A 19538-nucleotide genomic window follows, 5' to 3' on the forward strand; every position below is an offset into this window, starting at 1 on the left:
CTCGCGTGATTGGACGGCGAACTGCGTGTCACGCCTTCAATCACGCGAGTTCCGTGTCCGGACACGCGAAACCGGCGGCGCGGGCCTGGTCCCGGATGCGTCCGACCACAGTGGACCGTCGCCAGGCGTGGGTCACCTCGACCAGCCACGCCGCCTCGGTGGCGATGTCGGGCTCGTCGAGGTAGGTCGCCGGTACGTCGTCGGGGGCGAACCGGCGACCTACCTCGGAGGCGACGAGCGCGGCGGCCAGCGCGGCAGCCTCGATCGTCGCGGCGACGCGGGCTTCGGGGATCTTCGCCTTGCGGGCCTCGGCTTCCGCGGCCGGCGGGACTTCCGGGTCGAAGTACGGGCGCAGCGCGAGATGTCCGTCCCGGATCTCGATGACCCTGCGGTACAGGGCGAATTCCACCCCGCCCGGCATACCCGGCCCGGGATCCAGCGCGATTCCCGGGACGGCTTCGCGCATCGCGGTCCACAACGGCTCGATCCGCCGGTAGGTCCGGTACGTGCCGAGCAGCCGGAACGGGGTGGCCAGCGCCGGACCCCACACGGTGAGCGTCGCGCCTGCCCCGGCGAGCCCGACGCTCAGCGCGGCCAGGATCGACGAGAGCGTGTCCTCACCGGCGTCGACCTCGCCGGTCGTCGCGAGGATATAGATGTCGTCGACGTCCCAGAAGGTCCAGCCGAGCGCGGCGACCCCGCCGCCGACGAGCAACCACAGCCCGGTGCGCAGCGGGCCGGGATCGGCGTGGCGCGCGAAGCGGGCGAAAACGATCGAGAAGGTCAGCAGGCTGATCAGGCCGTAGACGAGGAAGAGCGCGTTGTAGGCGACGAACCAGCCGAGCCTGCCCGGCCCGGCGGCGGTGTAGTCGCCGACCCGGTAGCTGTCGGAGAGGAAGAAGAGCGCGGTCTCGGCGACCACGACGGTCCAGGAAAGCACCGCGTGCCAGCCGATCCGCTTGCCCTCCCCCAGTTTCAGCGAATGCGCGAACGCGACGGCGAAGGCCATGGCGCCGATCTTGAGGAGGTCGGCGGCGAGGTTCAGGAGACTGCCGATGGGCTCTTCGATACCGACCGCGTTCTCCATGGCCGGGGTGAGCAGCATGATCCCGCCGGCGATGCACACGCCGAAGGCGCTGAGGTACCACATCCGCCGCAACGGCTGGGTGTGGCGAGCCTGGATCAGCTTGTAGCCGAAGCCCGCGAACGCCACCACGCAACAGAAGTACGCGATGGTCTCGGTCATGGGGCTCGTCGCTTCCGGTTGCCGAAGAGGTCGTCGACCCTGGCCATCCCGCGCGCGAGGTCGCTCCCACTCTCGTCGGCGTTGGATGAACCGCGCACCGCCGTCCGGGCGACGCGCTGCGCGAGAAGGCTGGCGAGAAGTTCGGCTTCCTGTTCCTCGACGGCGCTGTAACTCGTGCGGCCGAGGACCCGGCGGACGAGTTCCGGGGACAGGTTCGGCATCAGGGCCTTGCTGGCGGCGGCGTCGAGCGCGATGCCGTCGGCTCCCGCGTCGGAACCGACGTGGCCGCACAGCAGGTGGCCGACCTCGTGCAGCAGGATATGCCGCCGGTGCAGGGCGGTGGTGTTCGTCGGGTAGAGGATGTAGTCGGCGCGTTCGGTGCTCATCAGCAGGCCGCACGGGCCGTTGGAGGGAACGCTGACCTGCATCAACTCGATCGGACGGCCGCGTTCGGCGGCCAGTTCCGCGATGAAGGCGTCGGCGTCGAAGGGCTCGGGAAGGGTCACGCCGTCGGCGAGACTCCGGCAGCGTCGCCATAACTCCTTACGGCCGCGGTCCACCTCACGCCTCCCTCTTTGTGCCGCCTCGTCCGGATTCCCTGCGGGCGATCGCGTCGATCATGTCGCTGATGGTGTCGAGTCCATCCGGTGAAAGCGTTACAGCGCGCAGAGCCACATCGCGGACGCCGGCGTCGCGCAGGGCACCGAGCAACGCGAGTTCCTCGGCGATCTTGGCGCTCTGCTCGTCGTCGAAGAAGTACGCCGGCGAGACGCCGAAGAACTGGGCGAGCGCCTCGAGGTGGCGTTTGGTGGGGTTGTCGCGGCGACCGGTGCGCAGTTGCCAGAGGTAAGTCGTCGAAAAACTCTCGCCGGTGGCCTCGCGGCAGGCCGTGGCGACCTCTTCATGGCTGTACGGCTCGCGATCGGGTCTCAGCACGATCCGGAACAGCTTGTCGATCTTTTCGGCGAGCGTCTTCTTGCCGGGCTCGGTCGCGGCCACCATCCCACTCCCTCATGTCGTGCCCGTTCATGCTAGTTGACGCGGTACCCGCATTCATACACGTCAGTTTTCACCTCGTGCGCGGGCGCGGCTGGCATCGCGGGCATGAGAACGACGAGCGGTTCATGAAGGGATCGCGCCGGATGGCCGTTCCGCAGCGGCCGCAGGGCAGGCCTTCCTGGCCGTAGGCGTCGAGCGACCGGTCGAAGTACCCGGACTGGCCGTTGACGTTGACGTAGAGGGCGTCGAACGACGTCCCGCCCGCGACGAGCGCGGCGGCCATGACGTCGCTGGCGGCGGCGAGCACGGTCCGGCCGTGGGCGGCGGTGAGCTTGTCGGTCGGGCGGGCCCAGTGGAGCTTGGACCGCCAGAGGGCCTCGTCGGCGTAGATGTTGCCGATACCGGAGACGAGGGTCTGGTCGAGCAGGGCGCGTTTGACCTCGGTGCGCCTCGACCTCAGTGCGCGGACGGCCTGTTCGAGGTCGAAACGCGGGTCCATCGGGTCGCGGGCGATATGCGCGATGGTGCTCGGCAACGCCGTCCCGTCGACCTCGGCGAGTTCCGCGAGCGCGAGCCCGCCGAAGGTTCGCTGGTCGACGAAGCGCAGCTCCGGCCCGTTGTCGGCGAAGCGGAACCGCACGCGGAGGTGCTTCTCGTCGGGCGCGCCTTCCGGCTGGACGAGCATCTGACCGCTCATGCCGAGGTGGGCGAGCATGGCCTGGCCGTCGGAGAGTTCCAGCCAGAGGTACTTGCCGCGGCGGCGCGCGGCGGTGATCTTGGTACCGGAGAGCCGTCCGCTGAAATCCTCGGCGCCGAGTTCGTGGCGGCGGATCGCGCGGGCGTGCAGGACTTCGACCTCGGTGATGGTCCGGCCGGAGACGTGCGCCTCCAGCCCGGCGCGGACCACCTCGACCTCGGGGAGTTCGGGCATGGGCCGATTCTCCCACCGGTCAGAGGAACGCCACTCCCGGCCGGGGACTTTCGTCCACGGACAGGGTGAAGATGTCGGGCCGCGCGTAGTGCCCGGAGACGTCGAGCTGGGCACGGCCCGCGACGAGGTCCGCGAGATCGATGCTCGCGGTGAGCAGACCTTCGGTTCCGGTGAGCGGGCCTGCCAGCGGCATACCGTCCGGGCCGACGATCACACTGCCGCCGGCGATGGGATCGTCGGTCTGGTCCGCTTGCTCGAAAAGGCAGGCGCTGATCACGAAGCACCGGCCCTCGGCGGCGATGTGGCGCATCGAGGCCTGCCACGTCTCGCTGTCGTCGACCGTCGGCGCGCACCAGAGCTCGACGCCCTTGGCGTACATGGCCGCGCGCAGGAGCGGCATGTAGTTCTCCCAGCAGATCACCGCCCCGGCCCGGCCCGCCGCCGTTTCGACGACCGGCATCGTGGAACCGTCGCCCCGGCCCCAGACGAGCCGTTCGCGGGCGGTGGGCACGAGCTTGCGGTGTTTCCCGACCAGCCCGTTCTCCGGGTCGAGAACGAGCGCGGTGCAGTACAGGGTCGATCCGGATCGCTCGATGACGCCGACCACGAGCGTCGCCCCGGTCCGCTGGGACAGCCCGGCGAGCGCCTCGACCTCCGGCCCGGGAACGTCGACGGCCTCGGTGAAGTACTGGACGAACCGGTCCCCGGCCACCTTGCCCTTGGGGTAGCCGCCGAGGATGGCCTCCGGGAGAACGACAAGTTTCGCTTGTGCGGCAACAATTTCGGCTTCGTGATCGAGGATGTGCTGAAGGGTCGCTTGAGTACCTTCGGAGGACGGCCCGATCTGGAGTGCGGCGATCACGGTTTCCAGCATGGGCCCGAGTCTGGCTCATGCGCGACGGCGCCACCAAGGCCATTCCGGTGGCGTGTGCGGATCGTGGACCGTGCGCCTCCGGAACTCTTCGTCCAGCGGCTCGACCTTGGCCCGGAAGTGGCCGCGACGGCGAGGCCGATACCGGCGAGCAGCGTGACACTGACCGGCCCGAGCTTCGAGGCGCTGGTGAACAGCAGGCCCGCCCAGACGAGCGCGAAGCCGAACCGGACGAAGTACAAGACCGAACGTTCTATCTGCTAGAATCTCGTTGATGACGAAGGCCCACGCTCAGCCGTCCGAAGCCCGGTCGAGGCTGATCAGCGCGGCGACCCGGATCTTCTACACGGAGGGGATCCATTCCGTCGGCATCGACCGGATCATCGCCGAGGCGAAGGTGACCCGGGCGACGATGTACCGGCATTTCCCCGGCAAGGACGACCTGATCGTCTGCTACCTCCAGGAAGCCGATCAGGCCCTCCGAAGCCAGGTGGACGCCGTCGTGGCCCAGGGGTCGCCGGCGCCCGAGACCCTCCGGGCCCTTGCCAGGTCCATCGCGGAGGGCATCCGGTCTCCCGGCTTCCGGGGATGCGCCTTCCTCAACGCCGTGGCGGAGTACCCGGACTCGGCCCACCCCGTGCACAAAGCCGTCCTCGCACACCGTCAGTGGTTCGCGCGGACGATCACCGAAGTGCTGGCCCGCATCGGGGACGCACCTGCCGAACCCGCGGCCCGGCAGGTCGTCCTGTTGCGCGACGGAGCGATGGCCACCGGCTGCCTGTCCGACCCGGAACCGATCTGTGAGACGTTCCTCCAAGGGGTCGAGGACGTGCTGCGGCTTCGTGCCGCGTCCAGGTAGCGAAATCCGTTTCCGTGCTACGGCAAGCTATCCAGGTGAACACAGACGAAATCCGCACCCGCCTGACGAGCCGATTCGGCCCCACCGCCGAGACTTGGCTCGCCGAGGTCCCCGCTCTCGCTGCACGCCTGGCCTCCCGCTGGGGCTTCACCCTCGGCGAAATGTTCGAGAGCGGGGCCTCGTCCGTCATCCTGCGGTGCCAGGCACCCGATGGGACTCCGGCGGTGCTCAAGCTCAGCCCCGACAAGGACCTGCTGGCCGAGCAGCTCGAGATGCTGCGCGTGTTCGCGCCGTCGGGCCGGGTGCCGGCCGTCTTGGCCACCGACGACGAGACCGGGGCGACGGCGCTGGAAGAGGTCCGCCCCGGCACCCTGGCCGAAGACCTCCCCCAGACGTCCTTGCCGCGGCAGTGGGGAGAACTGCTCACCGCGCTGCACGCCGTTGCCCCGCCCGAGAACTGGCCGCGGGACCTGCGCGGCCGGTTCGACGAATCCTTCGCCCGGATCGGCCGGAGGCTGTCCGAACCCGCGATCGGCGCACGGATCGACCAGGCCACTTGGCAGCGGGCCATCGAACGCTGCGAGAAGTTGCTGGACACCCAGACCTCGCCCGTGTTGCTGCACGGCGATCTGCATCTCGGCAACGCCCTCGACGGCGGCCCGTCACGCGGTCTGATCGCGATCGATCCGAAGGCGTGCGTGGGCGACCCGTGCTTCGACGCCGTCGACTACGTGGTGGCCGGTGCCGGGCACGAAGGCGTCGAGGCCCGTTGCCGGACGGTGGCGACAGCGTGCGGGCTCGACGGGGACAGGCTGCACGCGTGGAGCCGGGTGGTCGCACCGATGTTCGTCATCGCGCACCTCACCTATGGCGGTCCGGAGCCGGTGATCGACGAGCTGCTCGCGTTGACCCGGTGATTTTCAGGGTGCACGTTGTGTTCAGCGAGCCGCCGTGCCGGAGTTTGAACCCGAAGTGGTCCGGTCACCCATGATTCACCGAATCACTCGTCAGCGGAACGTTCCGCTGACGAGGACTCAGGTGGTCTTCGGCGGCTGCTCGTTGTCGATTTCGGCCGAAAGCTGGCGCCAGGCCGTCTCGGCGGCCTTCTGCTCGGCTTCCTTCTTGGTCGTCCCCGAGCCGTAGCCGAGTTCACGCCCGCCGACGAGCACCGTGGCGGTGAACTCCTTGCGGTGATCAGGCCCGGTGTCTTCGACCTTGTACTCGGGCACGCCGAGCCCGGCCGACGCGGTCAGCTCCTGGAGACTGGTCTTCCAGTCGAGACCGGCACCACGCAGCGGTGCTTCGGCGAGCAGATCGTCGAACAGGTGGTGCACGAGCTTGCGGGCGATGTCGATGCCGTGTTCGAGGTACGCGGCACCTATGACGGCTTCGAGCCCATCCGCGAGGATGCTCGCCTTGTCCCTGCCGCCGGTGAGCTCTTCGCCCTTGCCCAGCAACAGGTACGTACCCAGCCCGCCCTCGCCGAGGCCGCGCGCGACCCTGGCCAGCGCGTGCATGTTGACCACGCTGGCTCGGAGCTTCGCGAGCTGACCTTCGGCCAGATCGGGATGCGTGTTGTAGAGGTGGTCGGTGACGACCAGACCCAGCACCGCGTCCCCGAGGAACTCCAACCGCTCGTTCGGTGGCAGCCCACCGTTCTCATAGGCATAAGAACGGTGGGTCAGCGACAGCGTCAGCAGCTCGGGTTCGATGGTGATCCCGAGCGACTCGAGCAGTGGTCCGGGGTCGGCGGGCGGTCCACCGGCCGACTTACCCCCCATGACGTCAGCTACCCGTGTCAGGCGGGCTCGACGACCTGGCGACCGTTGTGCTGGCCGCAGGCCGGGCACGCGATGTGCTGGAGCTTCGGCTGCTTGCAGGCGCGGTTGGAGCAGGGCACCAGCTGAACCGGAGCCGCCTTCCACTGGCTGCGGCGCGCGCGGGTGTTGGATCGCGACATCTTCCGCTTCGGGACGGCCACGAGTAGATCTCCTTATGACGGTCTGCTCGCGGTCGCGAGCGAACTTGCTTCTCCGGAACGAGCTGGTGCTCGTCAGGCTTGCTTTCCGGGGCCTTCAGCCTGGTCATCATCCGTTTCGTCGCCGAAACGGCTCACCAGTGCGGCCCACCGAGGATCTATCTTCTCATGCCCGTGCCCGGGCTTGAGATCGGCCCACTTGACACCGCATTCAATGCACAGACCCTGGCAGTCCTCGGCGCACAGCGGGGCCAGCGGCAGCGCCAGCACCACTGCGTCGCGGACCGTCGGTTCCAGATCGATCCGGTCGTCCACCAGCCGAGGGATCTCTTCCTCGTCGGTGGTCTCCTCGGTCGCGGAACCGGGGTAGGCGAAGAGCTCGGTCAGTTCGACCTCGATGTCCTCGGTGATCGGGTCGAGGCACCGCGCGCAGTGCCCCGTCGCGACCGCGGACGCCGTGCCGCTGACGAGTACGCCTTCGACGACGGATTCGAGCATCAGGTCGAGTTCCAGTTCGGAGCCGGCGTCGATGGTGATGACGTCGGGCACACCGAGTGCGGTCTCGACGGGAATGGAGCGCTGGACGGCCTTGCTCAGGCCGGCATGACGGCCGAGCTCGCGGGTGTCGAGCACCCACGGGCTTCGGACGCGCAGTTGCGCAGGCTTGGCCTGCGGCGACTTGTTCTCAGACATCGCCCACCAGGGTACGCAGGCCTCGGGCGAAGTACGTGAAGGCCCCCTTACTTGCGTCAGGCGCAAGTAAGGGGGCCTTCACGTACTTATGCCTGGTAGTCGTAGAGCGAGGTCCGGCTGTTCCCCGGCAGGTTGACCGGCGACCTCAGATGGTTACGCCCGGAGTCGACCGTCCGCAGCGTCGTGGCGAGCAACTCGGAGAACTCGGCGAGCTTGCCGTCGACGTAGGCGTCGCATTCGCCGCGCTGCTTGTCGGCCTCGGCGTGCGCCTCGTCGACGATGCGCGCCGCTTCGCCGTGCGCGGCCTGGACGACCTCGGTCTGGGAGACGAGCCTGGCCTGCTCGGCGCGGGCGTCCTCGATGGCACGCTCGTAGGCGTCGCGGCCGGCCTGGATCATCCGCTCCGACTCGGCCCGCGAGCGGTCGGTGAGGTTCTGGAACTCGGCCTGCCCGGCGGCGACCATGCGCTCGGCCTCGCCGTGCGCGTCGCTCATCATCTGCTCGGCGCGGGCACGGGCCTCGGCGAGGATGCGCTCGGCCTCGGCCTGGGCGTCGGCGACCGCGCGGTCCGCCTCGGTGTTGGCCGTCGTGACGGTCTCCGCCGCCTCGGTGCGGGCGGTCTGGATCAGCTGGTCGCGCTTGTCGAGGACGTCCTGCGCGTCGTCCACTTCGCCCGGGAGGGCGTCGCGGATGTCGTCGAGCAGTTCGAGGGCCTCCCCCCGTGGTACGACGCAACTGGAGGTCATCGGCACGCCGCGGGCTTCCTCCACGATGGTGACGAGCTCGTCGAGCGCCTCGAAAACCCGGTACACGGCCACTCCCTACCTACAGCGATCCCCATTCCCTGAGATCAGTTTGCCCGCATTCCCGCGTCAAGGGGTGAAAGCACGCGGTACCGGGCGTGTCCCCCGACGGACCCGCCCGGTACCGCGCGCCGCTCACCGGAGGTCGAGCTCCGGATCCGTGACCACCCTGATCAGCTGATCATCGGGCGGAAGCGGGCCCTCGCCGTCCGCGGAGGCGTTCACGCTGACCGACGTGCCGTCCGCCCGGTACACGATCGCGTTACGGGACGGCGTGACGTCGCCGCTGGGAGGCAGCGACGGGACGATCCCTGAGACGACGATGGTGCTTCCGTCGGCTCGGGGTGTCTTCACGCAGTCCACCGCTTCCCCGCTCGTCACACCCGCGATGTCCGCCATGAACCAGTTGATGGCCTTCCGGCCCGGTACACAGCTGTCTTCGAGGGTGAAGCCCAGCTTGGTGGCCTCGGTTCCGCTGATCGTGACGACCAGGTTCCGGTCAGAACCGGCGGCATCCCGGTAGTTGACCGTGGCGACGAGTACGTCCCAGTCATTCTCGGTGCGCAACTGGTGCACGGAGCGGACCCGGATGTCCTTCGCCCCGGTGAGCACGTTCGGCAGCGCGGTCGCCAGATGCCCGGTGATCCGCGCTTTCTGCGCCGTCAGGTTCACCTTCGGCGAGACCGGCGGCATCGCGGAGCGCGACGGCGGCGCGACCGAGGTGGACGGCGGAGGCGTCGCCGCGGCGGGTCCGAGCGCCTGCTCACCCGGCGCCACGAACACCACCGCCGCCGCGATCACCGCCAGCGTCGCGGCCCCTGTCACCGCGATCGCGCGCCGGTTCCGCGTCCGCTTGGCCGCCGTCGCTGCGATCTCGTCCGGGTCGAAGCCGAGCGGCGGCTCGGCCAGTCTGATCCCGCGCAACCTGTCTTCGAGTTCGTCCATCACGCGCTCCTCTCGGAGACAGCCTCTTCCTGCTGTCTCTGCAGGGCCGCGCGCAGGGCATCGAGCCCTCGCGCGGCCTGGCTCCTGACCGTCCCTTCCGAACAGCGCAGCGCGACGGCGACCTCCGCGACGGAAAGATCGGCGCAGTGGCGCAGCACGACGGCGGCGCGCTGTTTCGGTGGAACTTCGGAGAGGGCGCGAAGCAGTGAATCCGAGATCCCGGCATCGGCCGGGATGGCCGGCTCTTCGGGGACGACGCCGTCGCGGTTCTCCTTCTGCCGCCACGGTCGCCGCCGCTCGTCGAGCCAGCAGCGCAACAGGATCCGCCTCGTGTAGTTGTCGACGGGCCCTTTCCGGCTGACCTTCGGCCAGACCCGGTAGAGCTTGATCAGCGCGGTTTGGACCAGATCCTCCGCGAGATGCCAGTCGCCGCAGAGCAGGTACGCCGTCCGCCTGAGCGGTAGCGCCTTGTCCCTGGCGAACTCCCTGAAGCTCGCGTCGTCCCCAGACCGCATCGTGCCTCCTCGTCCGTGTTCCGGTGTATCTCACGGGCGAGGAGGCACGGGGCGTTGCATGCGCGGGTCAGCCGTTCAGGTTGACCAGCTTGAAGCTCACGTAGCGGTCCGGGGTGTAGACGATCTCGCCGCCCTTCCCGGAGATCACGCGATCGTTCGCGCCCACCGGGAACAGCTGGTAGTAGCCCGCGGCGCAGGCCGGGAGCACGCCTTCGCGGTTCTCGTAGACCGTGCCCGTGGCGCCACCGCGGGCCTTGTCCGCGACCGACTTCGCCGCGGCCGACAGCGTCGAGTAGCCGATCTTCGTCAGCTTCGAGGTGTCGCCGCACTTCGGCGCCGGAGCACCGTTGACGTCGATGACGGAGAAGGTCTTGTAGTGGTCACCGGTGTAGAAGTGCTCCCCGCCGGTCCCGGTGACGATGCGGCGCGTGCCGCGGTTCGACGAGCCCGGGGTCGGGACGGTGTACTCGTAGTAGTAGCCCGACGCGCACTTCGGGAGGATGTTCTCCCGGTTCGAGAAGACCGTGCCGTCGTTGTCCGGATACGGGTACGGCCCACCCTTCTGGATGAGGTTGTACGTCGTCGTGGCCTCGGCCGGGAGCGCCGAGAGCGCGGTGTGCTTGAACCCGGTGAGATCCCCGCAGGGGTTCTGCTGGACGCTGACGGGAGCAGCCTGCGCGGCCTGCGCGCTGATTCCTCCGAAGAAGGTGACTAGCAGAACGAGCAGCGCGGCGGCGATCCGCGATCGTTTGTTGGTCATTTTCGGACCGTAACCCGATCGTGTGTTCGCCAGAAGGCGTCGGGATGAACTCTCCACCGCCGCTCAGCGCAACCCGACCAACGACGTCGGCCGTTCGGGTCAATCTCGTTCGGAGTACTTCTCCGCCAGGCGTTTGGACACGATCGGCGGTACCAGATGCTCGATGTCGCCGCCGAACGCGGAGACCTCCTTGACGAGCGAGCTGGACACGAACCCGTACTCCGGGTTGTTCGCCATCAGCAGCGTCTCGAGCCCGGTCAGCTCGCGGTTCATCTGGGCCATCTGGAGTTCGTAGTCGAAGTCGCTGACCGACCGCAGGCCCTTCGCGACCGCGACGATGTCGTTTTCGCGGCAGTAGTCGACCAAAAGGCCGTGCCAGGAGTCGACGCGCACGTTCGGCAGCTTCGCGGTGATCTCGCGCAGCATCTCGATGCGTTCCTCGGTGGTGAACAGGCCCTTCTTGCTCTTGTTCACCCCCACCGCGACGACGACTTCGTCGAACAGCTTGGCCGCCCGCTCGATGATGTCGAGATGTCCATTGGTGGCCGGGTCGTAGGACCCGGGACAGACCGCACGCCGCATGGCGCGGACGCTACCAAGGAGAAGGCGCCCCTGCGCGTTCGTCAGTGCGACGTCTCACACCTGATACTCGGCCCAGTAGAGCGCGGTGTCGCCGTAGCGCTTCGTCCGCATCGGCTCGAAGCCCGCCGCCCAGTCCGGTTCGCCGTCCCGCGCGGCCCGTTCGATCACCACCAGCGCGCCGGCGGTCACCCACCGGCCCGCCGCGAGCGAGGCCAGCACCTCCCCCAGGCGGGTGGAATCCACCGCATACGGCGGATCCGCGAGCACGACGTCGAACGTTTGCGGCGAAGGAGCGGCGACGACCGACTCGACCGCGCCTGCCCGGACGGTGCCGCCGAGCCCGAGCGCGGCGACGTTCCCCTTGAGCACTTCGACCGCGCGCCGGTCGGACTCGACGAACAGCGCGCCCGCCGCGCCGCGCGACAACGCCTCCAGCCCGAGCGCGCCCGAACCGGCGTACAGGTCGAGGACCTGGGCCCCCTGCAGCTCACCGGCGACTTCGAGGGCGTTGAAAAGCGCCTCACGCACGCGTTCCGACGTCGGCCTCGTGCCCTTCGGAGGGACCTTCAACCGCCTGCCGCCCGCGGTCCCCGCCACGATCCTGGTCATTGGAGCATCGTGCCTCAACGACATCCGCCGTGGCGTTCGGCAGGACTTGGTGAAGCCGCCGCCCAGCTCGCGTAGAGTCGTCCTTCGCCCTCGGAGGCGATAGAAGCGTTTAGGAGCGTTGCGTGTCCGAACCTCGGGTCAGACGGGCCGAGATCGCCATCGAGCAAGCCCATGTGGACACGGTCTACACCCGGCTCGCCGAATTGCGAGCCCAGGCTGAGGCCATGCGTGCCAAGGGTTATGAGATCGGCCATGGCGCCGGGCGTGAAGCGATCTTCGAACAGGCATCGATGCTGTTCGAGCGCGACATGATGGTGTTCCACGCCAACCAGACCCTCCAGACCCTCGACGCGGAGTACGAGGGCCTGGTCTTCGGCAGGCTCGATCATCTCGACCACGACCACATCTACGTCGGCAGGCTCGGTATCCGCGACGCCGAGTTCGACAACCTCGTCACCGACTGGCGCGCGCCCGCCGCGGCGGCGTTCTATCAAGCGACCGCCGAAGAGCCCATGGACGTCGTCCGGCGCCGGGTCATCCGGTGCTCCGGGCAGAACGTGCTCGACGTCGACGACGACGTGCTGATCGCCGACGCGGTCCCCGAAGACATGCAGATCGTCGGCGAGGGCGCGCTGATGGCCGCGCTCGGGCGGTCGCGTGGCGAGAAGATGCGCGACATCGTCGCGACCATCCAGAAGGAGCAGGACGAGGTCATCCGGGCGCCGTGGCGCGGTGTCACGGAGATCACCGGCGGCCCCGGTACCGGCAAGACCGCGGTCGCGCTGCACCGCGCGGCGTACCTGCTCTACCGGTATCGCCGTCAGCTCGGTGGCGCCGGCGTGCTGGTGATCGGCCCGTCCGGGGTGTTCACCAGCTACATCTCGCGGGTGCTGCCGTCGATGGGCGAGACGAACGTCGAGCTGCGCGCGCTGGGCGAGGTCCTCGACGGCCTCGACGCGACCAGGCAGGACGCCGCGCCGCTGGCGGCGATCAAGGGATCGCTGCGGATGCGCAAGATCATGCTGCGGACGCTGCGCGACCTCCCGCCGGACGCGCCCGAGGACATGAAGATGGTCTACCGCGGCGAGGTGCTGCGGCTGAACGCGCGCGAGCTCGACAAGGTGCGCCGCAAGGTGCACACCGCGGGCGGGCCGCCGAACCGGTCGCGTATCCGGGCGGCCGAGCTGCTCCTGGACGCGCTCGCCTCGAAGGCCGAGCAGCACGCCAAGGACGACGGACGTCAGATCGACAAGGGCGAGCTGATCACCGACCTCGGCGAGCGGATCGAGTTCCACCACTTCCTGGTGGCCTGGTGGCCGATCCTCTATCCGGCGCAGATCCTGCGCTGGCTGGGCACCGAGAAGCGGCTCGCCGTCGCGGCGAAGGGCCTGCTCAACCGCGGCGAGATCAGCATGCTCGCCGCCGACCTCGCCGACCGTTCGCGCGGCTGGACCGTCGCGGACATCGCGCTGCTCGACGAACTGCGCGTCCTGATCGGCCAGCCGCCGAAGCGGCGCCGGGGCAGGCAGACCATCGACGTCCACCCGGAGCGCGGCGGCGCCCCGACCAGGCCCGAGCACTACGACGAGTACTCGCACGTGGTCATCGACGAATCGCAGGACCTCTCGCCGATGCAGTGGCGGATGGTCGGGCGGCGCGGCAAGTACGCGAGCTGGACCGTGGTCGGCGACCCGGTGCAGAGCTCGTGGCCGGACCCGGCCGAGGCGGCTTTGGCGCGCGATCAGGCGTTCGGGGTCAAGACCGCCCGGCGCCGGTTCACCCTGCGCACCAACTACCGGAACTCGGCGGAGATCTTCGACCTGGCCGCGAAGGTCGTCGCAGGGCACGCCGAGGCCGACGAACTGCCACGTGCGGTCCGTCAGACCGGTATCGCGCCGGAGGTGCGACCGGTCGACCCCTCCGGGCTGGAGGCCGCCACCCAGGCCGCGGTGAAGGAGCTGATGGGGTCCGTCGAGGGCACCGTCGGCGTCATCACCGCCATGGACCGGGTGCCGGAGGTCGAGGGCTGGCTCGCCGAACTCGCGGACGAGCGGCTCAAGGTCGTCGGCAGTCTCGACTCCAAGGGCCTCGAGTACGACGCCGTCGTCCTGGTCGAGCCGAACGACCTCATCACGGAGTCGACCACCGGACGGCGGGTGCTCTACGTGGCGCTGACGCGGGCGACCCAGCAGCTGACGGTGCTGGCCTCGAACCCCGACTGGATCCCCGGCGCCTGATCTCTCGCAAAAAAGCTGAAGGGCTCCTTCAGGGCACTGGTGAATGTCCTGAAGGAGCCCTTCAGACCCCCGGTGAGTGAACGATGTGGGGACGCGTCTCACGTCCAGGGGCATTTCTAGCGCCAATTCGTTGTTCGGTGTCACAGCGCTGCCATCGAACAACAACGCCGAACAACGATTCGGCCGTGGTCAGGGGCACGGCGGCCGGTAATCCAGTCCCGGCAGGCGTTGTTCCCACTCCGCCGCGGTGATCCGCGGGTGGACGGCCGCACAGATGCGTTCCGCGGCCCGCTCGGGTCCGGTTTCCCACAAGCGCACGGTGCCGTCCGCGACGGCGCCCGCGAGCGTGTGCCCGTCCGGTGCGAACGCCACCGCGTACACCCGGTCGCGATCCTCGGTCAGGCTCGCCGACTCCCGGATCGCCGCCGGATCGGAGACATCCCATAGTCGCACGGACCGGTCGTAGCTGCCGGTTGCGAAGGTCTTCCCGTCTCCGCTGAACGCGACCGCGATGATGTTGTCGGTGTGCCCGGCGAGCAGCGCGACCTCCCGGGGAGCCGCCGGGTTCGACACGTCCCAGACCCGCGCGGCGCGATCGGCGCCGCCGGTGGCGGCGAGCTTGCCGTCCGGGCTGTAGGCCACCGAAAACACCGTGTCGGAATGCCCCTTCAGTACCGAAAGCGGCTTCGGCGCCTTCGCCACGGAGATATCCCATAGCCGCGCGGTGTGGTCCCAGCCGCCGCTCAGCAGGGTGCGTCCGTCGGGGCTGAACGCGAGCGAATGGACGTCGTCCTCGTGACCGGTGAGCGTCGCGAGTTCGACGGGCTTACGGCTGGCCGAGACCTCCGAGACGTCCCACAGTTTCACCGTGTGGCCGGTGCCGGCGGTCGCGAGCGTCCGCCCGTCGGGGCTGAACGCGACCGCGTCGATCTCATCCTCGGGTTCGCTGAAGACGCCGGTGTCGACGGGCTTGGCCGGATCGGTGACATCGACGAGCCGCATCGTGTGATCCCAGCTGCCGACGGCGAGCGTCCGGCCGTCCGGGCTGAACGAGAGACCACAGACGCCGTTGCCGAATCCGGTGATCTCGCCCAGCTCGCGCGGGTTCCGCCGGTCGCCGACGTCGTTGAGGCGCACGACGCCGTCGTGGCTGCCGGTGGCCAGCAACCGCCCGTCGGGACTGAACACCGCGCGGCAGGCCGCCTTCAGGGGGCCGCTGATCGCCGGGCCCGGCAGGTCCCACAGCCGGGCCGTCTGGTCGTCGCTCGCGGTGGCCAACGTCCGGCCGTCGCGGGAGAACACCGCCCAGACGACCGCCGCGGTGTGCCCGGTCAGCGCCGGTTTCTCGCGCGGGGTCTTCGGATCGGTGATGTCCCACAGCCGCGCGGCGCGGTCGAATCCGGTGGAGACCAGCGTCGTCCCGTCGGGGCTGAACGCCACGGATCGCACGATGGCCTTGTGCCCGGCCATCGTGCCCAGCGGCACCGGAGCCATCGGGTCGGCGATGTTCCACAACCGCGACGTCTGGTCCGCGCTCGCCGTCGCGAGCGTGCGGCCGTCCGGGCTGAACGCCGCCGCGTGGACGATGCCGGTGTGCCCGGCCACGACACCGAGAGGCCTGGCCTTGGGAGCGTCGGCGACATCCCAGAGCCGGACCGTGGTGTCGGTGCCCGTCGAGGCGAGCGTCCGCCCATCGGGGCTGTAGGCGAGGCCGTTGATATTGCCGGTGTGCCCGGTCAGGGTGGCCACGAGCACCGGTTTCGCGAGGTCGCGGACGTCGAACAGGCGGACCGTCCCCTCGCCGTCCGCGGTGGCGAGCACCGGTGCCGTGGGGCTGAACACGACCGCGTTGACGCGGCTGGGGTGCTCGCCGATCAGCACACCCGGCCCGGGTTTGCCGGGGTCGGCCACGTTCCACAACCGGGCGGTCTTGTCCCAGCCCGCCGTCGCGACGGCGCCGCCGTCCGAGCTGAAGGCCACCGAGTTGACGTTGCCGGTGTGCCCGGTGAGCGTGGCCAGTTCGACCGGATGGTGGGTGTCCTTGACGTCCCACAGCTTGGCCGTCTGGTCCCAGCTGCCGGTCGCCAGCACCTGGCCGTCGCCGCGCAGCGCGGTCGAGTTGATGCGGTTGCCGTGCCCCGCGACGCGGGTCGAATAGGGCGACTCGAACATGCCGAGCACGCTGCTGCGGGTCTCCACGCTCGGATCGGCCCGGTACGCGGCGAGGGCGAGCTGCGCGGCCAGCGCCGGATTCGTCGCCCGCATCTCGGTGGCCTGCCCGGCGACCTTCTGCGCGAGCGCGCTGTTGCGCTGGCTGGTCGCGGTCTGCTCGGCGCGGACGGCGTACACGGTGGCGGCCGTCGCCAGCACCAGCAGCACCGCCAGCAGCGCGACCAGCTGACGCAGGCGCCGGGTGCGACGGCGCGCGATGGCCTGCTCCCGGTTCTCGATGGCGACGCTCGCGTCGAGGAACCGGCGTTCGCGCTGGGAAAGCGCGGTGTCGTGCCCGCTCGCCCACTCCCGGGCGATGGACAGCCGCGCGCCGCGGTGGAGCCAGCCGTCGTCGCGGCCGACGGATTCCCACGCGTCGGTCGCCTCGGTGAGCTGACGGTGCACACGCAGGCCTTCGCGGTCTTCGGCGAGCCATTCCCGCAGCCGCGGCCAGCCGCGGATCAGCGCCTCGTGCGCGATCTCGATGCCGTTGTCGTCGAGGGTGACCAGCCGCGACGACGCCAGCCTGTCGAGCACGACGGCGACGTCCGGATCGTCGGCGTCCACCTCGTCGCGGGTGATGCGGCGCTTGGTGTCCTCGGTGCCCTCGCCGAGCGCGGTCATCCGCAGGAAGATCTGGTTCGCCAGCCGCTGCTGGCGCTCGCTCAGCGCGGTGAAGGTGTGCTCGGACGTCTGCGCGACCGACCGTTCGATCCCGCCCGTCGACTCGTACCCGGTGAGCGTGAGGGTGTTGCCGTGGCGGCGGCACCAGGTCTCCAGCAACGCGTGCGAGAGCAGTGGCAGCACGCCTGCCTGCCCGGTCGCGTCCGCGACCAGCCGCGAGACGAGCGCGTTCTCGACCCGGTAACCGGCGTCGATCGCCGGCCGCGAGATCGCCTGCCGCAGCTCCTCGGTGTTCATCGGGCCGACGAGGATCTGCGCGTCCTGCATGGCCTCGACCAGTTCGGGATGCCGTGCGCAGTGGGTGTAGAAGTCGGTGCGGATGCCGAGCACGACCCTGGTCCGGCTCTCCGGATCCGTCGTCGCGGCGACCAGGGCGGACAGGAACCGCTCCCGCTCCTCGGCGTCCTGGCAGAGCGTGAAGACCTCTTCGAACTGGTCGACGACCAGTACGACGTCGCCCTCGCGGTCGGCGACCAGCTGGCGGGCGGCGAGGCCGAGGTTGCGCGGGTGCTCGGTGAACTCGGCGAGCAGCCCGCCGGGCGCGAGGCCGAGCGCGGCACCGAACTGGACGGCGCACTCCTGCAGCGGGCGCGAACCGGGCGTCACCAGGAGGGTGACGGACTCCTTGCGGACGGCGGGCAGCAGCCCCGCGCGGAGCAGCGACGACTTACCCGATCCGGAGGCGCCCAAAACAGCCAGAAAACGTTGTCCCGAAAGCCTCGCGACGAGTTTTTCGACAAGTCGTTCGCGGCCGAAGAATCGGCTCGAGTCGTCGGGCCCGAATGCGGTCAGCCCGATATAAGGGGCGGATTCCCCCTTGAGTGAGACAACCGGTGAATCGCTGACGCCGGGGCGCGTCCGCTCGGTCACGTCGTGCCACCGGGCTTCCCACTCCGGCTCGGGTCCGTCGCACGCCCGGACGTAGGCCAAGGCCACCGCCAAGCTGGGCATCTTCTTCCCGCCGGCGGCTTCGGACAGGGTGCCCGCGGAGTAGTGGGCGCGCCTGCCCAGCTCGCGGTACGTCGGATTCCCGGCCTTCTCCCGCAATCGCCGGAGATCGGCGGCGAACTCCAGTAACGGATCGTCCCCGGGGTCCAAAGGTCGCTCCGGACGCGGCACCCTCAATCCTTTCTTTTCAGTGGTTTTCCCACTGCCGTTTTAGGGGGCAACCGTACCGTGGAAACGGACGAAGTTCGCGAGGTACCGGCACTATCACGTCGGTTAATTCCGATCGCTTGACAGGTGGAGTGTGAGGAGCGCCGCTCCGCGCCGGGAAGGGATCGGGCGCCGCCCGCGTTGTACCGATGCGTGACCTCCTTGCCTGACATCCCGCTGTCCGTACTCGACCTCTCGCCCGTCGTGGCCGGAGGCGGCGTCGGTGACGCGCTGCGCAACACGCTGGACCTCGCCCGCCGCACCGAGGCGCTCGGCTACCACCGCTACTGGCTCGCCGAGCACCACAACATGCCCGGGATCGCGAGCGCCGCGACCGCCGTGATGATCGGCCAGGTCGCCGCCGCCACCGAACGCATCCGGGTCGGCTCCGGCGGGGTCATGCTGCCGAACCACGCGCCGCTAGTGGTCGCGGAGCAGTTCGGCACCCTGGAGGCGTTCCATCCCGGCCGGATCGACCTCGGCATCGGCCGCGCCCCGGGTACCGACCAGCGGACCGCGCTGGCGCTGCGCGGCCCCGGCGGCCTGACCGCGGAGAACTTCCCGCAGCAGTTCGCGGAACTGCTCGCCTACTTCGAGCACTCGGACCAGCGCGCCGTCAACGCCGTGACCGCCGAGGGCAACAAGCCGCCGGTGTGGCTGCTCGGATCGAGCGGCTTCAGCGCGCGGATGGCCGGCGAACTGGGCCTGCCGTTCTCCTTCGCGCACCACTTCAGCGCCGAGAACACGCTGCCCGCCGTCGCGCTCTACCGCGACTCGTTCAAACCGTCGGACGTCCTCGACGAGCCGCACGTGATGCTCGGCGTGTCCGTGGTGGCCGCGGAGACCGACGAGCGCGCCCACTACCTGGCCGGACCCAGCGGCCTGACGTTCCTCAGCCTGCGCAAGGGCCGCCCGATCCCGCTGCCGACGCCGGAGGAGGCCGCGGCCTACCCGTACACCGAGATGGAGCGGGTCTTCGTCGAGGACCGGTTCTCGAGCAGCATCATCGGCTCGCCGGAGACGGTCCACAAGGGACTCGAGACGCTGCTGGCCGACAGCGCCGCGGACGAACTGATGATCACGACCATGGTGCACGACCAGGCGGACCGGGTCCGCTCCTACGAACTGGTCGCGGACCTGGCCCGCTGACGCCTGCCTCCCTAGTCCGTGAAGGCCTCCTTGAGGGACTCTGAGTCCCTCAAGGAGGCCTTCACGGACTTCCCAACCCCGCCGACTCGGTCGAACACGAACGAACCGACAAGGTCCGCGGCCACCTTTGTCATAAAGGGACAAGAATTCACCGGTTACCAGGACGTGACGTCTTGATCACACCGAAGTTCTTGTCACCAAGCAGGCACGTCATTAGCGTACCGACCAGTAGGAAACGCACGGCAACACCCCGTTGAACCTATTCACCGATTCCGTTCCGCCATTCGGAGCAAAGGAATTGTCCAACCTGG

General features: G+C 69.2%; 20 protein-coding genes. 5 read left to right on the forward strand and 15 right to left on the reverse strand.

Annotation, left to right across the window (positions count from 1 at the left end; genetic code table 11):
- Window positions 1-40: 40 nt before the first annotated feature.
- The 5 genes from ACLJRL_RS30390 to ACLJRL_RS30410 form a co-directional block, all read right to left on the reverse strand.
- Window positions 41-1246 (reverse strand): MAB_1171c family putative transporter, encoded by a 1206-nt coding sequence (locus ACLJRL_RS30390; RefSeq protein ID WP_410659754.1) that lies wholly within the window; start codon window positions 1244-1246, stop codon window positions 41-43.
- Complete coding sequence (locus ACLJRL_RS30395) at window positions 1243-1806, reverse strand: hypothetical protein (protein WP_410659755.1); 564 nt, start codon at window positions 1804-1806, stop codon at window positions 1243-1245. Before ACLJRL_RS30395 ends, ACLJRL_RS30390 begins: the two co-directional genes overlap by 4 nt.
- A gap of 1 nt (window position 1807) precedes the next feature.
- Complete coding sequence (locus tag ACLJRL_RS30400) at window positions 1808-2248, reverse strand: XRE family transcriptional regulator (RefSeq protein WP_410659756.1); 441 nt, start codon at window positions 2246-2248, stop codon at window positions 1808-1810.
- Between the two features lie 67 nt (window positions 2249-2315).
- Complete coding sequence (mutM, locus tag ACLJRL_RS30405; protein WP_410659757.1) at window positions 2316-3176, reverse strand: bifunctional DNA-formamidopyrimidine glycosylase/DNA-(apurinic or apyrimidinic site) lyase; 861 nt, start codon at window positions 3174-3176, stop codon at window positions 2316-2318.
- A gap of 19 nt (window positions 3177-3195) precedes the next feature.
- Entirely contained in the window at window positions 3196-4050 is an 855-nt protein-coding gene (locus ACLJRL_RS30410; RefSeq protein ID WP_410659758.1) for a carbon-nitrogen hydrolase family protein, read from the reverse strand.
- Between the two features lie 63 nt (window positions 4051-4113).
- Between ACLJRL_RS30410 and ACLJRL_RS30415 the strand changes: the two genes are divergently transcribed.
- The 3 genes from ACLJRL_RS30415 to ACLJRL_RS30425 are packed head-to-tail and all read left to right on the forward strand — an operon-like array spanning window position 4114 to window position 5823.
- Window positions 4114-4311 (forward strand): hypothetical protein, encoded by a 198-nt coding sequence (locus ACLJRL_RS30415; protein ID WP_410659759.1) that lies wholly within the window; start codon window positions 4114-4116, stop codon window positions 4309-4311.
- A 10-nt stretch (window positions 4312-4321) separates the two neighbouring features.
- Window positions 4322-4906: a TetR/AcrR family transcriptional regulator gene (locus ACLJRL_RS30420; protein ID WP_410659760.1), complete on the forward strand. Its 585-nt coding sequence runs from the start codon at window positions 4322-4324 to the stop codon at window positions 4904-4906.
- A gap of 35 nt (window positions 4907-4941) precedes the next feature.
- Window positions 4942-5823: an aminoglycoside phosphotransferase family protein gene (locus ACLJRL_RS30425; protein ID WP_410659761.1), complete on the forward strand. Its 882-nt coding sequence runs from the start codon at window positions 4942-4944 to the stop codon at window positions 5821-5823.
- Between the two features lie 117 nt (window positions 5824-5940).
- On the opposite strand, the gene rnc is transcribed toward ACLJRL_RS30425, so the two are convergent.
- The 9 genes from rnc to rsmD form a co-directional block, all read right to left on the reverse strand.
- The gene (rnc, locus tag ACLJRL_RS30430; protein ID WP_410659762.1) at window positions 5941-6687 is read right to left on the reverse strand and encodes a ribonuclease III; all 747 of its coding nucleotides are present in this window, start codon (window positions 6685-6687) and stop codon (window positions 5941-5943) included.
- Between the two features lie 17 nt (window positions 6688-6704).
- A complete protein-coding gene (rpmF, locus tag ACLJRL_RS30435) occupies window positions 6705-6887 on the reverse strand; it encodes a 50S ribosomal protein L32 (protein ID WP_005160412.1) in 183 nt (60 codons plus the stop codon).
- 72 nt (window positions 6888-6959) lie between these two features.
- Window positions 6960-7577 (reverse strand): YceD family protein, encoded by a 618-nt coding sequence (locus ACLJRL_RS30440; protein WP_410659763.1) that lies wholly within the window; start codon window positions 7575-7577, stop codon window positions 6960-6962.
- Window positions 7578-7663: 86 nt separating this feature from the next.
- The gene (locus ACLJRL_RS30445) at window positions 7664-8389 is read right to left on the reverse strand and encodes a DivIVA domain-containing protein (protein WP_410659764.1); all 726 of its coding nucleotides are present in this window, start codon (window positions 8387-8389) and stop codon (window positions 7664-7666) included.
- Between the two features lie 126 nt (window positions 8390-8515).
- Window positions 8516-9325, reverse strand: coding sequence for a hypothetical protein (locus ACLJRL_RS30450; protein ID WP_410659765.1), 810 nt, complete (start codon window positions 9323-9325; stop codon window positions 8516-8518).
- Window positions 9325-9840, reverse strand: coding sequence for an RNA polymerase sigma factor (locus tag ACLJRL_RS30455; protein WP_410659766.1), 516 nt, complete (start codon window positions 9838-9840; stop codon window positions 9325-9327). The genes ACLJRL_RS30450 and ACLJRL_RS30455 overlap by 1 nt, the downstream gene beginning before the upstream one ends.
- A 67-nt stretch (window positions 9841-9907) precedes the next feature.
- Window positions 9908-10600 carry a ribonuclease domain-containing protein gene (locus ACLJRL_RS30460; protein WP_410659767.1) on the reverse strand — a complete coding sequence of 231 codons (693 nt, stop codon included), beginning with the start codon at window positions 10598-10600 and terminating at the stop codon, window positions 9908-9910.
- A gap of 99 nt (window positions 10601-10699) precedes the next feature.
- Entirely contained in the window at window positions 10700-11182 is a 483-nt protein-coding gene (coaD, locus tag ACLJRL_RS30465) for a pantetheine-phosphate adenylyltransferase (protein ID WP_410659768.1), read from the reverse strand.
- 54 nt (window positions 11183-11236) lie between these two features.
- Window positions 11237-11791 (reverse strand): 16S rRNA (guanine(966)-N(2))-methyltransferase RsmD, encoded by a 555-nt coding sequence (gene rsmD / locus ACLJRL_RS30470; protein ID WP_410659769.1) that lies wholly within the window; start codon window positions 11789-11791, stop codon window positions 11237-11239.
- Window positions 11792-11913: 122 nt separating this feature from the next.
- Between rsmD and ACLJRL_RS30475 the strand changes: the two genes are divergently transcribed.
- The gene (locus ACLJRL_RS30475) at window positions 11914-14028 is read left to right on the forward strand and encodes a HelD family protein (protein ID WP_410659770.1); all 2115 of its coding nucleotides are present in this window, start codon (window positions 11914-11916) and stop codon (window positions 14026-14028) included.
- 189 nt (window positions 14029-14217) lie between these two features.
- Here the strand turns inward: ACLJRL_RS30475 and ACLJRL_RS30480 are convergent, their stop codons facing one another.
- The gene (locus tag ACLJRL_RS30480) at window positions 14218-18021 is read right to left on the reverse strand and encodes a helix-turn-helix domain-containing protein (protein WP_410659908.1); all 3804 of its coding nucleotides are present in this window, start codon (window positions 18019-18021) and stop codon (window positions 14218-14220) included.
- 210 nt (window positions 18022-18231) lie between these two features.
- Between ACLJRL_RS30480 and ACLJRL_RS30485 the strand changes: the two genes are divergently transcribed.
- Window positions 18232-19227 (forward strand): LLM class flavin-dependent oxidoreductase, encoded by a 996-nt coding sequence (locus ACLJRL_RS30485; RefSeq protein ID WP_410659771.1) that lies wholly within the window; start codon window positions 18232-18234, stop codon window positions 19225-19227.
- Window positions 19228-19538 lie beyond the last annotated feature (311 nt).

Source organism: Amycolatopsis sp. lyj-112, assembly GCF_046549055.1.
GTDB lineage: Bacteria > Actinomycetota > Actinomycetes > Mycobacteriales > Pseudonocardiaceae > Amycolatopsis.